Origin of the sequence: Vallicoccus soli, assembly GCF_003594885.1 — a bacterium.
Taxonomy (GTDB): Bacteria; Actinomycetota; Actinomycetes; order Motilibacterales; family Motilibacteraceae; genus Vallicoccus; species Vallicoccus soli.
Genome location: NZ_QZEZ01000002.1, coordinates 230,950 through 244,243, shown reverse-complemented (window position 1 = coordinate 244,243; position 13,294 = coordinate 230,950). Strand labels below are relative to the sequence as shown.

The 13,294-nt window shown below is 77.4% G+C and carries 12 protein-coding genes; 7 read left to right on the top strand and 5 right to left on the bottom strand.

Going from position 1 to position 13,294, the window contains the following annotated elements:
* Positions 1-21: 21 nt before the first annotated feature.
* Positions 22-1,977, bottom strand: a complete 1,956-nt coding sequence (locus D5H78_RS06300; protein ID WP_119949583.1) for a S9 family peptidase — start codon at positions 1,975-1,977, stop codon at positions 22-24.
* 97 nt (positions 1,978-2,074) lie between these two features.
* Here D5H78_RS06300 and D5H78_RS06295 point away from each other — a divergent pair, with 97 nt between their 5' ends.
* The 5 genes from D5H78_RS06295 (at position 2,075) to D5H78_RS06275 (ending at position 5,980) form a co-directional block, all read left to right on the top strand.
* Positions 2,075-2,302, top strand: coding sequence for a hypothetical protein (locus D5H78_RS06295; RefSeq protein WP_119949582.1), 228 nt, complete (start codon positions 2,075-2,077; stop codon positions 2,300-2,302).
* Positions 2,303-2,406: 104 nt separating this feature from the next.
* Positions 2,407-2,637 (top strand): hypothetical protein, encoded by a 231-nt coding sequence (locus tag D5H78_RS06290; protein WP_119949581.1) that lies wholly within the window; start codon positions 2,407-2,409, stop codon positions 2,635-2,637.
* Positions 2,621-4,168 (top strand): amidase, encoded by a 1,548-nt coding sequence (locus D5H78_RS06285; protein WP_119949580.1) that lies wholly within the window; start codon positions 2,621-2,623, stop codon positions 4,166-4,168. Before D5H78_RS06290 ends, D5H78_RS06285 begins: the two co-directional genes overlap by 17 nt.
* Positions 4,169-4,248: 80 nt before the next feature.
* Complete coding sequence (locus D5H78_RS06280) at positions 4,249-5,274, top strand: threonine aldolase family protein (protein WP_119949579.1); 1,026 nt, start codon at positions 4,249-4,251, stop codon at positions 5,272-5,274.
* 124 nt (positions 5,275-5,398) lie between these two features.
* The gene (locus tag D5H78_RS06275) at positions 5,399-5,980 is read left to right on the top strand and encodes an AMIN-like domain-containing (lipo)protein (protein ID WP_119949578.1); all 582 of its coding nucleotides are present in this window, start codon (positions 5,399-5,401) and stop codon (positions 5,978-5,980) included.
* Positions 5,981-6,032: 52 nt separating this feature from the next.
* Here the strand turns inward: D5H78_RS06275 and aroF are convergent, their stop codons facing one another.
* Complete coding sequence (aroF, locus tag D5H78_RS06270) at positions 6,033-7,055, bottom strand: 3-deoxy-7-phosphoheptulonate synthase (protein ID WP_119949577.1); 1,023 nt, start codon at positions 7,053-7,055, stop codon at positions 6,033-6,035.
* Between the two features lie 371 nt (positions 7,056-7,426).
* On the opposite strand from aroF, the gene prmC reads away from it, so the two are divergent.
* A complete protein-coding gene (prmC, locus tag D5H78_RS06265; protein ID WP_218566301.1) occupies positions 7,427-8,269 on the top strand; it encodes a peptide chain release factor N(5)-glutamine methyltransferase in 843 nt (280 codons plus the stop codon).
* 118 nt (positions 8,270-8,387) lie between these two features.
* The gene (locus tag D5H78_RS06260; RefSeq protein ID WP_119949576.1) at positions 8,388-8,714 is read left to right on the top strand and encodes a hypothetical protein; all 327 of its coding nucleotides are present in this window, start codon (positions 8,388-8,390) and stop codon (positions 8,712-8,714) included.
* A 142-nt stretch (positions 8,715-8,856) separates the two neighbouring features.
* Here the strand turns inward: D5H78_RS06260 and D5H78_RS06255 are convergent, their stop codons facing one another.
* Genes D5H78_RS06255 through D5H78_RS06245 form a run of 3 tightly spaced genes read right to left on the bottom strand, consistent with a single transcriptional unit; the run spans position 8,857 to position 13,161 of the window.
* The gene (locus D5H78_RS06255) at positions 8,857-9,726 is read right to left on the bottom strand and encodes a deoxyribonuclease IV (RefSeq protein WP_119949911.1); all 870 of its coding nucleotides are present in this window, start codon (positions 9,724-9,726) and stop codon (positions 8,857-8,859) included.
* Complete coding sequence (gene pknB, locus D5H78_RS06250; RefSeq protein ID WP_119949575.1) at positions 9,723-11,540, bottom strand: Stk1 family PASTA domain-containing Ser/Thr kinase; 1,818 nt, start codon at positions 11,538-11,540, stop codon at positions 9,723-9,725. Before pknB ends, D5H78_RS06255 begins: the two co-directional genes overlap by 4 nt.
* A gap of 46 nt (positions 11,541-11,586) precedes the next feature.
* A complete protein-coding gene (locus D5H78_RS06245) occupies positions 11,587-13,161 on the bottom strand; it encodes a M20/M25/M40 family metallo-hydrolase (protein WP_218566299.1) in 1,575 nt (524 codons plus the stop codon).
* Positions 13,162-13,294: the final 133 nt, after the last annotated feature.

Genomic DNA, 13,294 nt, shown 5'->3' with positions numbered 1-13,294 from the left:
CGACGCGGGAGTGCCAACCCCCTACCGCTCGAGGGCCAGCGCTGGGACGTCCGGCACGACGACGCCGCAGACCTGCCCGGTGAACGACAGCTCGGCCTCGAGCGAGGCCCGCTGCGCGGCCGCGGAGCGGAAGCCGTGCTGCTCGCCCTCGAAGGCGACGTACGCGTGCGGGATCCCCTTGCGCCGCAGGGCGTCGCGGAGCATCTCGGCCTGCGACGGCGGCACCACCCGGTCGTCGAGGCCCTGCAGGAGCAGGACCGGGCAGGACAGCCCGTCCACGTGCGAGAGCGGCGCCCGCTCGACGTAGAGGTCCTGGGCCTCCGGCAGCGGGCCGACGAGCCCGTCGACGTAGCGCGACTCGAAGTCGTGGGTGTCCTCGACGAAGTGGACGAGCTCGGCGACCCCGAAGTACGACGTCCCGCCCGCGAACGCGGAGGTGCGGGTCAGGGCGGCCAGGACCGTCCAGCCGCCGGCGCTGCCGCCGCGCACGAGCAACCGCTCGCCGTCGGCCTCGCCGCGCTCGGCGAGCGCCTGCACCACGGCGACCACGTCCTCGACGTCGACGACGCCCCACTGCCCGCGCAGCCGCTCGCGGTACGCGCGCCCGTACCCCGTCGAGCCGCCGTAGTTCACGTCGACCACGCCGATCCCGCGGCTGGTGAACGCCGCCTTGACCAGGTCGAGCCCGGCGCGGACCTGCGCCGTCGGCCCGCCGTGGACGAAGGCGACGTACGGGGGCCGCTCCCCGGGCAGCGGCACGGCGCCCGGGTTGCGCGGGGGGTAGACGACCGCGTGCACCTCGCGGCCCTGGGGGCCGGTCACGGTGAGCGGGTGCGGCCGCGGGAGGTAGCGCTCGTCGGGGACCTCCGCCAGCGCGCGGGCAACGACCTCGGCGCGCCCGGTGGCCAGGTCGACGTCGAGCACCTCGGCCGGCGTCGCCGGCCCGCCCGCCACCGCCGCGACGTGCCCGCCGCGGGCGCGGACCGAGGCCCGCCAGTCGGTCTGCGGCAGGTCGACGCGCCGCAGGCTGCCGTCGGCCGGGTCGAGGACGGACAGGGCCCACTCCGCGGTCCCGTGGGTGACGGCGAGGCGGCCGTCGTCGAGGACGGCGTACGTGGTCATGCCGAACTGCCACTGGGGAACGCCGAACTCCTCCTCCCGGGGGCACAGTGCGCGCACCGCGCCGTCGAGCCCGACCTCGTGGAGGTTCCACCAGCCGCTGCGGTCGCTGACCGCGACGAGCCGGTCCGGGGCGAGCCACTCGGGCTGGAACACGCTCTCCGAGGCACCGCCGAGGACGGTGCGCGCCGTGCCCACCGAGCCGTCCGGGGCGACGTCGGCCACCCGCAGCTCCGTGCCGTCCCAGGGCAATCTCGGGTGGTCCCACCGCAGCCACGCCAGGCGGCGCCCGTCGGGCGAGGGTCGCGGGGTGGACAGGAAGTGCCCGTCGGCGGCCAGCACCCGCTCGCCGCCGCCGTCGAGGGGCACGGCGACGATGGCGCGCCGCACGTCGGCCCCGTCCACCTCCTCGCGCACGCACCACACCTCCGCGCGGTCGGGGGAGGGGACGAGGTCGGCGTAGCGCACGCCCTGCGGCCGCACCGGCTCGGGGGTGAGGGCGCGCACCGCGCCGTCCGGCTCCACGAGGTGCAGGCGCTGGTCGGCCCACCCCGCGAGCACCAGCCGCCCGCCCACGGGGACCCAGGCGCCGCCGCCGTACTCGTGGGCCCGCGTGCGCGGGTCGAGGCCCGGCGGGGTGACCTCGCGCACGGAGCCGTCGGCACCGCGCCGCAGGACGACGGCGCGCCCGCCGCCGTCCGCGCGGCCCTCGGACCACCACAGCGACCCGTCGTCGTCCCAGGCCACGCCCTCGAGGCGGACGGTGGAGCCGGACGCCAGGGCGGCGCTGACGGGGGTGCTCCAGGTGCCGCACGGCTGCGGCGCGGGACCGGGGCTGCCGGGGGTGACGACGCTCATGCCCGGATCCTGCCCCACCGGCGGGGGCGAGCACCCTACGGCACCGTAGGATTGGAACCGTTCCAGAGAAGAGCCCACCCCTGCCGAGGAGACCGCCATGAGCACCACCCTGCTGCGCCCCGCGCGCACCGCCCGCACCGCGACCCCCTCGACCCGCCCGGTCGGCGCGTACGTCGACCGGGACGGCGCCCGCCGGCCCCTCGTGCCCGGCGCCTACGCCGGCACCGCCCCGGCCGTCGCCGGCTCGTACGTCGACCGCGACGGCCGCGCCCTCGCCCCGGCCCGCGTCGGCAGCTACACCGACCGGGACGTCCTCGGCGCCTGAGCGCCGGCCGGCCCCGCGGTTCGCCGCCCGTCCCACGGGCGACACCCGGACGAAACACCCGTCTCCCAGAGTGGGCGCCCCAGCGCCGACAGAGGGAGGACCACGTGCCGGTCACGCCGGAGGAAGCCGCGGCCATCGCGGAGGGCATCGGGCGGGCCCGGGGGCTGCGCCCCGGGCAGCTGCCCTCGGGGGCCCAGTTCGCGGAGGGGCTCAACGGGCTCGAGGAGTGCTCCGCGTTCGTCGCCCGGGTGGGGCAGCCCCGCGGGCCCTACCCCCTGCCGCGCTACGTGCCCGTCCCCGTGGTCGAGCCGTCGGGGCGTGAGCGCCGTGGCTGAGCCGGTGAGCCGCGCGGCCTTCCTCAAGGGCGCTGCGGGGGCGGCGCTGGCCGCCGCCGCGGCGCCGGCGCTGGCCGGTCCCGCGTCCGCCGCCCCCGCAGGGGCCGGGGCGCCAGGGGCCGACCGGCCCCTGCACGACCTGGAGATCACCGAGGCGGCCCGCCTGCTGCGCACGGGGCGCGTCACCGCCGTCGAGCTGGCCCAGGCGGTGCTCGAGCGCAGCGCCGAGGTCGAGGGCCGCGTCCTGACCTACGCCCTGGAGTACGACGCCGACCTGGTGCTCGCGCAGGCCCGGCGCGCGGACCGGCTGCTGCGGCGCGGGCGCTACCTGGGGCCGCTGCACGGCGTCCCGATCGGCCTGAAGGACATCATCTTCACCAAGGGCATCCCGACCGAGGGCGGCTCCGCGCTCTACCGCGGGTTCCGCCCGGACTTCGACGCCACGTGCGTGACCCGCCTGCTGGAGGCGGGCGCGGTGGTCGTCGGCAAGACCCACACCATCGAGCTGGCCTCGGGCGACCCCGCCCCGACGAACAACCCGTGGGACCTGCAGCGCCAGCCCGGCGGGTCGAGCTCCGGCTCGGCGTCGGGGGCCGCCGCCGGGCAGTTCCTCGCCGGCATCGGCACGGACACCCGCGGCTCGATCCGCGGCCCCTCGTCGAACTGCGGCCTCACCGGCTACCGCACGACGTACGGCATGGTGAGCAAGCACGGCGTCTTCCCGCTGAGCTACACCATCGACAACGTCGGCCCCCTGGCGCGCTCGGCGCTCGACGCGGCGATCCTCGTCGACGTCATGGGCGGGCACGACCCGCAGGACCCGACGAGCCGCCCCGTGGAGCGCTACGCCCTGGCACGGGCGCTGCGCGCGTCGGAGGGGCGCCGCCCGCTGCGCGGGCTGCGCGTCGGGGTGCCGGCTCCCGGCGACTACTTCCGCGGCGTGCCGAGCGACGACCAGCTCGCCGCGTTCGACGAGGCGGCAGCCGTCCTGGCGAGCCTGGGCGCCACCGTGGTGAGCGTGCGGACCAGCACGCTGCCCGAGCCCTTCACCACGCTCGCCTCGATGACCACGCCCATCGTCAACAGCGAGGTCGCGGCCTTCCAGTACGACAACTGGGTCGAGCGCGCCGAGGCCTTCACCGCCCCGTACCGCAACCAGGTCAACAACGGCAACGTGCTGCCGGCGAGCGCGTACGTGCAGGCGCAGCGCGCGCGGAGCCTGTGGAACGAGCAGTTCCTGGCGATGTTCGAGGACGTCGACGTGTTCCTGCACCCGGAGGACGACGTGGCGCCCTACAAGGACGCCGAGCGCAACCCCGCGCGGCCCCGGCCGTCCTCGGGGAGCAAGCGCAGTCCCTGGAGCCTCACCGGCTCGCCGTCAATCGCGGTGCCGACGGGGCTCTCGTCGGCGGAGCGGATGCCGCTGTCCATGCTCGTCAACGCCGCGCCCGGCGACGACGAGCTCGCGCTGCGCGTCGTGCACGCGTTCCAGCAGGTGACCGACCACCACCGGCTGCGCCCGCAGCTCTGACCCACGACGGCCGTCGGGCCCCCGGGCCGTGCGGGGGCCCGACGGCGCGGGCGGGCGGCGCGGGGCCGTACCCTCGCCCGGTGCTCGACCTGCGCAGCGACACCGTCACCCGCCCCACCGCCGCCATGCGCCGGGCCATGGCCGGGGCGGACGTCGGCGACGACGTCTACGGCGAGGACCCCACCGTCGCCGCGCTCGAGCGCCGGGTGGCCGACCTGCTCGGCCACGAGGCCGGCCTCCTCACCGCCACCGGCTCGCTCGCCAACCAGCTGGGGATGCGCCTGCTGGTGGACCCCGGCGAGGAGCTCCTCTGCGACGTGCGCGCGCACGTGGTGCGCGCCGAGCTCGGCGCCGGCGCCGCCCTGTCGGGGATCACGACGCGCACCTGGCAGAGCGAGGACGGCAGGCTCGACGCCGAGGCGGCGGCGGCGCTCATGGAGCCCGACGCGGGGCCGTACCTCGTCTCCACGGCGGCGGTCGCCGTGGAGAACACGCACAACTTCGGCGGGGGCACCGTCCAGCCGCTCGCGCAGCTGCAGCGCCTGCGCGCGCTGACCGCCGACGCGGGCGTCGCCGTGCACCTCGACGGGGCGCGGCTGTGGAACGCGCACGTGGCGGCGGGCGTGCCGCTGGCGGCGTACGGGGCCTGCGCCGACACCGTCTCGGTCTGCCTCTCCAAGGGCCTCGGGGCGCCCGTCGGCTCGGTGCTCGTCGCCAGCGCGGAGCGCGTCGCGCAGGCGCGCGTGCTGCGCAAGCGGCTCGGCGGCGGGATGCGCCAGGTGGGCCTGCTCGCCGCCGCGGGCCTGCACGCCCTCGACCACCACGTCGAGCGCCTCGCCGACGACCACGCCCGCGCCCGCCGCCTCGCCGAGCGGCTCGCCGACGCCGACCCCGCGGTCGTCGACCCCTCGCGGGTCGAGACGAACATCGTCGTGCTCGCCGTCGACGACGCGCCGGGCCTGGCCCGCGACGCCGCCGCCCAGGGCGTGCTCGTCAGCGTGCTGGGGCCGCGCACCGCCCGTCTCTTGACGCACCTGGACGTCGACGACGAGGGCGTGGACGCCGCGGCCGAGGTGCTCGCGAAGCTGCTGGTCACGCGTCGGTGACGACCCCTGGACGCAGCGCCCGCTGAGGCGCACCGTCGGCGTATCAGGCGCGGTGCGGCGCCGCTCCCCGTCCCACGGGTCCGGCGCTCGGGCCGGGCGTGGGGGCGACGGCGAGGGGGCCGTGATGGGCGTTCGGGGTCTGGCGGGGCGGACGGGGCGAGGGGCGCGGCGGGCGACCGCCGCGCTGGGGGTGGCGGCGCTGCTCGGCGGCGGCGCGGTGGCGGCGGCACCGGTGGCGGGGGCCGCCGGCTGCGCGACGCCGTGGGGGTCGCTGGCCGAGCGGGCGCCGGCCACGACGACGGGGACGGTGCGCGGGCTGCGCGCCGGGCAGCACCCGTGCTTCGACCGGCTCGTCGTCGACGTGCGCGGACGGGTGACGGGCTACGCGGTCCGGTACGTCGACCAGGTCCGCGCCGACGGCTCCGGGCAGGTCGTCCCGCTGCGCGGCCGCGCCCGGCTGGAGGTCGTCGTGCAGGCGGCCGGGTACGACGGGCAGGGGCGCCCGACCTACGCGCCGGCGCGTCCGTCGGAGGCGGTCGGGGTGGGCGGCTACGCGACGTTCCGGCAGGTCGCCTGGGTGGGCAGCTTCGAGGGCCAGAGCCAGGTCGGGCTGGGGGTGCGCGCCCGCCTGCCGTTCCGGGTGCTCGTCCTGCCGCCGGTCAGCGGGACCTCGCGGCTCGTCGTCGACGTGGCGCACAGCTGGTGAGGCGCGGCGCGGGCGCCCCTCGCGGGGCGCCCGCGCCGGCGGGTCGTACGCCTCAGGCCACGGCCGGGCCGCGCCCGAGCAGCGGCGGCAGCTGGCGCACCGCCGCGGCGAGGGCGCGCAGGTCCCCGTCGACGAGCGCCTGCGGGCCGTCGCACAGCGCCTGCTCGGGGTGCGGGTGCACGTCGACGATGATGCCGTCGGCGCCGACCGCGATCGCCGCGCGCGACAGCGGGAGCACGAGGTCGCGCCGGCCGCCGGAGTGCGACGGGTCGACGACGACCGGCAGGTGCGACAGCCCGTGCGCGACGGCGACGGCGCTGATGTCCAGCGTGTTCCGGGTGGCCTTCTCGAACGTCCGGATGCCCCGCTCGCACAGGACGATGTCGAGGTTGCCGCGCTGCGCGACGTACTCCGCCGCGCTCAGCCACTCCTCGATGGTGGCGCTCATCCCGCGCTTGAGCATGACCGGCTTGCCGACCGAGCCGACGGCCTGCAGCAGCGCGAAGTTCGCCATGTTGCGGGTGCCGACCTGCAGCATGTCCGCGTACGACGCCACGAGCTCCACGTCGTGCGCGTCGACGACCTCGGTGACGACGGGCAGGCCGGTGGCCTCGCGCACGTCGGCGAGGATCTTCAGGCCGGTCTCGCCGAGCCCCTGGAAGGCGTACGGGGACGTGCGGGGCTTGTACGCCCCGCCGCGCAGCAGCGTCGCGCCGGCGGCCTTGGCCATCTCGGCGGCCTCGAGGGTCTGCTCGGGGTCCTCCACGGCGCACGGGCCGGCGATGAGCGTGAAGGTGTCGGGGCCGATGGGCACCCCGCCGACCCGCACCGTCGTCATCCGCTCGTGGTGCTCGCGGCTCACGAGCTTGTACGGAGCGCTGACCCGCACGACGTCGACCACCCCGGCCATGCCGCGCAGGTTCAGCGCGCGCATCTGCTCGACGTCGCCGACGAGGCCGACGATGGTGCGGGACACGCCGCGGCTGACGAAGGCCTCGCCGCCGGCCTCCTCGACGCGGCGGACGACGGCGTCGACCTCCGCCGTCGCGGCCTCGGGACCCATGACGACGACCATGCTGCTCTCCTGCGGTGGTGGGTGGTGGGTGGTGGGTGGTGGGTGGTGGTTCGGCGCCGGGCATGCGAAGAGCCCCGGGCGGTGGCCCGGGGCTCTGCGGTGCGGGGTGCTGGCTGGCGCTCGCCTAGGGAGCGCAGGCCGGCCGACCCGCCCGAGGGACCTCGGACCGGGTGGCATAGGGGAACCAGCGCGTCACGGGGGCCACGCTAGCCCACCGTCCTCCTGCTGGACAGCCCGTCCCAGGATGCGGGACGCAGGCCGGACGCAGGCCGGACGCAGGCCGGGGGCTGCGGTTGCGGGGGGCGGGTGCGATCACCAGGGTCGTGGGTACGGGAGCGCCGGCGCGCCCGTACGACCGCTCGGAGGAGCCCGTGGCCAGCAGTCCCCAGCTCGACGTCCTGCCGCTCGAGGTGGAGGTCGAGCGCGCCGCCCGCCGCCTCGCCGACGCCGGGGTGCGCGACGCGCGCGCCGACGCGCAGGCCCTCGCCGAGCACGTCGCCGGCGGCGGGGCGGCGCTCGACCGCGCCGGGGCCGGGCGCCTGCGCGACCTCGTCGAGCGCCGGGCCGCCCGCGAGCCGCTGCAGCACCTGCTGGGCACGGCGCGCTTCCGCGGGGTCGACCTGCTCGTCGGGCCGGGCGTCTTCACGCCGCAGCCGGAGACGTCGAGCGTCGTCGACGCCGTCGTCGCGGGGCTGGAGGGGCTGGACGCGCCCGTCGTCGTCGACCTCTGCAGCGGCGCGGGCACCATCCCGATGTCCGTCGCCCACGAGGTGCCGGGCGCGCGGGTGCACGCGGTGGAGGCCGACCCCGGTGCGTTCGCCTGGCTCGAGCGCAACCGCGACGCGCTCGGGCTCGACGTGGCCTGCCACCTCGGCTCCGCCGAGGACGCCCTGCCCGGGCTCGACGGGCGGGTCGACGTGGTCGTGAGCAACCCGCCGTACGTCGCCGAGCACGAGCTCCCCGCCGTCGACCCCGAGGTCCGCGACCACGACCCGCTGCGCGCCCTCGTCGCCGGCGCCGACGGCCTCGACCTCGTGCGGATGGTCGAGGCCACGGCCTGGCGCCTGCTGCGCCCGGGCGGCCTCGTCGTCGTCGAGCACTCCGACCGCCAGGGCCGCAGCGCCCCCGCGGTCTTCGCCCGCCGGTGGCGCGACGTCGCCGACCACGTGGACCACGAGGGCCTCGACCGGTTCGTCACCGCCCGCAAGCCCTGACCCGCGGGCGCGCCGGGACCCCCGGGTCCCGCAGAAGGGCACCTCCTCGCGGACTAGCCGCGAGGAGGTGCCCTTCTGCGGTACCCCGGGGGCTGCGCAGGGGTGGCAGGGTGGGCCCGTGGGGACCCGCCGCACGCCCGAGGTCGAGGCCTGGCTCGCGGAGCACGCGGGCGAGCTGGTCGGCCCCGTGCGCCTCATGGTCGACCACGGCGTCGACTGGCCGGTGTGGACCGACGCCGGTGCGCTGCCCGCGGGGGAGCCGCCGGTGAGCCCGGGCCTGCACGCGGAACTCGTCGCCTGGTGCGAGCTCTTCGCGCGGGGCAACGCCCGCCCGGAGGAGGGCTGGGCCGGCGCGGACGTGCGACGGGCGTTCGTCCGGCAGGGGCGGGGCCTGCAGCGCCGGCTGTCCGCCGAGCTCGACCTGGACGTGCAGCTCCGGGTCTGAGGGGCCGGGGGGACCTCCCGCGCCCCGCCTGCCCGGTTCGCGCACGCAGCGCACGGCGCGTCGCGGCGCCCCGGCCGGGACACGCCGCTCCTGGGGGACCGTCGTGTGCGCGAAGCGGACACAGGTGCGCGCCGGGCGCCCCTCAGCCGTCCCGCAGCCGCTCGAGCAGCGCGATGTCCTCGCGGTGCTCGGGCTCCTTCCCCGGCGTCTCGAGCACGACGGGGACGCCCTGGACCGCGGGGTGGCGCAGCAGCTCGGCGAAGGCGGCCTCGCCGATGTGCCCGCGGCCGATCCGCTCGTGCCGGTCGCGGGCCGAGCCGCAGACGTCGACGGAGTCGTTGGCGTGCACGAGCCCGAGCCGGCCCGGGCCCGCGACCTCGACGAGCCGGTCGAGGGTGGCGCTCGTGCCGCCGGGCGCGGCGAGGTCGTGGCCGGCGGCGAACACGTGGCAGGTGTCGAGGCACACGCCGACGCGGGGGTGGTGGTCGAGGGCGGCGAGGTACGGCCCGAGGTCCTCGACCGTCGCGCAGAGCGAGCGGCCCTGCCCCGCCGTGGGCTCCAGGAGCAGCTGCGGCCCGCCGTCCTGCAGCGCGTCGAGCACCGGGAGCAGCTGCTCGCGCACCTGCGCGATCGCGGCGTCGTACGCGCCCTCGCCGACCGCCGAGCCCGTGTGCACGACGACCCCGAGCGCGCCGATGGCGCGGCCGCGGGCGAGCCCGTGCGCGACGGCGGCGACCGACCGCTCCACGGTGGCGGCGGTGGGGGAGCCGAGGTTCACCAGGTACGGGGTGTGGACGTACGCCGGGACGCCCTCCTCCCCGCAGCGGTCGCGGAACGCGCTGTCCTGCGCGGGGTCGCCGGCCGGCGTCGCCCAGCCGCGCGGGTTGCCGACGAAGACCTGCACGGCGCGCGCGCCGACGGCGTCGGCGTAGGCCAGGCCCTTGCGGGCGAGGCCGCCGCCGACGGGCACGTGGACCCCGACGGGCGGGGGGAGCGGGGCGGGCACGCTCAGATCGTCGTCAGGGTGACGGTGGAGCCCTTGGGCGCCTGCCCGCCGCCGGGGCTCTGGGTGAGGACGCGCCCGAGGATCTCCGTGCCGCGGGTGCGCACGGCGAACCCGGCGCCCTCGAGGGCCTCCCGCGCGTCGTCCACCTTGCGGTCGACGACGCGGGGCACGTCGACGAGCGGCGGGCCGAGGCTCACGAGCAGGGTGACGGTGTCGCCGCGGCGCACCGTGGAGGCGGCCGGGTCCTGCACGAGGACGTCGCCGCGGGCGACCTGCTCGTCGTACGCCTCCTCGCGCTCGACGACGAGCCCGGCGCCCTCCAGCGCCTCGGTCGCCTCGTCGGCCGGGCGGCCGCTCCAGTCCTCGAGCTCGACGGGGGCGGGGCCGCGGCTGACGACGAGGGTGACGGCGGTGCCGCGCCGCAGCTCCTGGCCCTCGCCGGGCGACACCGAGACGACCTCGCCGGCGGGCACGTCGTCGTCCCAGCGCCCCTCGACGACCGGCTGCAGCCCGGCGCCGTCGACCGCCGCCTCGGCGTCGTCGCGGGGGGCGCCGACGACGTCGGGCACGGCGATCCGCTCGGGCCCGCGGGACAGGACGACGCCGACGGTGCCGCCGTCGGCGACGGACCCGCCGGGCCCGGGCTCGGTGCGCAGGACCTGCCCGGCGGGGACGGTCTCGCTGTACGCGGGGTCGAGCGTGCGGACCTCGAGGCCCGCCTCGCGCGCGCGGTCGGCCGCCTGCTCGGCGGTGAGGCCCAGCAGCGCGGGGACGTCGGTGCGGGCGCCGGGGCCGGCGGCGTACCACCAGGCCGTGCCGCCGCCGAGCAGCGCGAGGACGAGCAGCAGCGCCACCAGCGGGCTGCGGCGGCGGCGCCGCGGCGTGCCGTGCCGCGGGACGGCCGTCGTGGGCTCGTGGCCGTCCGCGTCGACGACGAGCGTCGGCTCCGGCGCGCCGGGGTCGTGCTCGAGCGCCTCCGCGCCGAGCCGGCGGTGGGCCGCCACGACCTCGTCGAGCATCGCCCCCGCGTCGGCGGGCCGGCCGTCGGGGTCGCGGGAGGTGGCGCGGGCGACGATGCGGTCCAGCGCCGGGTCCAGGCCGGGCACCCGGCTCGACGGCGGCGGCACGTCGTCGTGGACGTGCCGGTAGGCCACCTGCACCGCCGAGTCGCCGGTGAACGGCTTGCCGCCGGTGAGCAGCTCGAACAGCACGACGCCCGCGGAGTACACGTCGGAGCGGGCGTCGGCCACCCCGCGCTCGACCAGCTCGGGGGCGAGGTAGGAGACGGTGCCGACGAGCGCGCCGCCGGTGTGGCTGCTCGTGGCGGCCCGGGCCAGGCCGAAGTCGGCGACCTTGACCCGGCCGTCGTCGGCGAGCAGCACGTTCTCGGGCTTCACGTCGCGGTGCACGATGCCGGCGCGGTGCGCCGCGGCCAGCGCCGCGAGCACCCGCTCGAGCAGGTCGAGCGCCTCGCCGGGGCCCAGCCGGCCGCGCTCGCGCAGCAGCGCCCGCAGGGTCCGGCCCTCGACGTGCTCCATGACGAGGAAGACCTCGTCGCCGTCCGTGCCCTGGTCGAACACGGCGACGACGCCGGGGTCGGACAGCCGGGCGCTGGCCCGCGCCTCGCGGATGAACCGGGCCACGGCCTCCTCGTCGGCGGCGAGCGCCGGGTGCATGACCTTGACCGCGACGGGGCGGTCCAGGCGCGTGTCGAGCGCCTCGTACACGGTCGCCATGCCGCCCCGGGCGATGCGCGCGACGACCCGGTAGCGCCCGTCGAGCACCCGCCCGACGAGGGGGTCCGAGAGCGCCGTGTCCACCCGGACACTCTACGGTCCGTGCGCTCCCGGACCCCGTCGCCGCGCGTCAGCGGCGGAAGCGGTCGAACACCCCGTACATGAACTCGGTGCCCTGGCGCAGCGCCTGCACCCCGATCCGCTCGTCGTTGCCGTGCATGGTGACGAGGCTGGGCCCGTCGAGGACGTAGGGGTAGACGCCGTAGCCGGGCACCCCGCGCTCGACCCACGGCCCCAGGCTCGTGCCGGCCTCGAAGAGGGCGGGGGCGAAGACCGCCTCCGGGTACGTCGCGCGCGCCGACGCGGCGATCGCCCGGTAGAGCGGCGAGTCCACCGACGAGGCGATCTTGGGCTGGGCGAGGCGCGCCTCGACGTCCTCGTCGCTCTCGCCCTCGTAGCGCTGGAACTCCAGGGTCACGTCGTCGCCGGCGACCCGGCGCAGCTGGGCCATGAACTGCTGCGGCGTCTGCCCGCCGGGCAGGCCGCGGCAGTTGAGCCGTGCGGTCGCCGTGGACGGGATGACGTTCTCCTTGTAGCCGGCCTCGGCGATGACGAAGGAGTGCGTGGTGCGCAGCAGCGCGCTGTGCAGCCACGGGTAGTCGCTGCGCGACACGACCACCTTCGCCGCCCGCTCCCGCACCGCCGCGTTCCGCGCCCCCAGCATCTGGCGGATCGCGCGCGCCCACCGCTCGTCCTCCGTCGCGCGGGCGAGCGCCTCGAAGTACCGCCGGGTCACGGGCGTGATGCGCACCGGCGCGGACCACTCGCCGAGCCGTGCCAGGGCCCGGGACAGCTTCACGACCGCCGCGTCCGGGATCGGCTTCGACGAGTGGGTGGCGGTCGCCTCGGCCGTGACGTCGATGTTGAAGTACTGCTTGTCCTGCCGGGTGACGGTGATCATCATCGGCGTCCGGCCGTCCTCCTGGGCGAGGAACCAGCCGCCCTCGGTGAGGACCATGCCGGCGTCGATCTCGTCCCAGTGGTTCTGCGCCAGCCACGCGGAGCCGTACGAGCCGGCCTCCTCGTCCGCGTCGGTGAGGACGATGATGTCGCGGTCGAACTTGGCGCCCTCCGACACGTGCCGCAGCAGCGCGCTGATGAAGGCCGCGTTGGCGCCCTTCATGTCCAGGGCGCCGCGGCCGTAGACCATGCCGCCCTTGACCACGCCGCCGAACGGGTCGACGCTCCACTGCTCGCGCTCCACCGGCACCACGTCGGAGTGCCCGAGCAGCAGCAGGGGGTCGTTCGACGCGTCGCCCTCGATGCGGGCGACGAGGTGGACGTTGTCCGGCTGCGGCGTCGGGATGATCTTCGAGCTGACGCCGGCCGCGTCCCACTTGGCCTTGAGCATCTCCGCGTGCGGGCGGGTGTTGCCGCCCTCGCCGAAGTTCTGGGTGTCGTACGAGAGCATCTCCCGCAGCAGCGCCAGCGGGTCGAGGTCGCCCGCGGCGACCTCGCCGGCGGCCCGGGCGGGCGCCGAGCCGCCGAGCAGGTCGGCGGCCAGGCCGCCGCCGGCGACGCCCGCGGCGAGCAGGCCGCCCAGGGCGCCGGTGCGGCGCAGGAAGGTGCGCCGGTCCAGGCCGTCGTGGGGGCACGCGCCGGGCGCGTGCTGGTGGGTCTGGTGGTGGGGGGACTGGCCGGTCACGGGCACCTCCGGGCGCTGGCGCGATGACGGGCCGGGACGGAGGCCGCACAGCGCCCGTACCGGGACGTCCGGGGCGCGAGACGCTACTCCGACCGCGTGACCTCCGGAAGTCCCCGCGTGACGATCTGGTGTC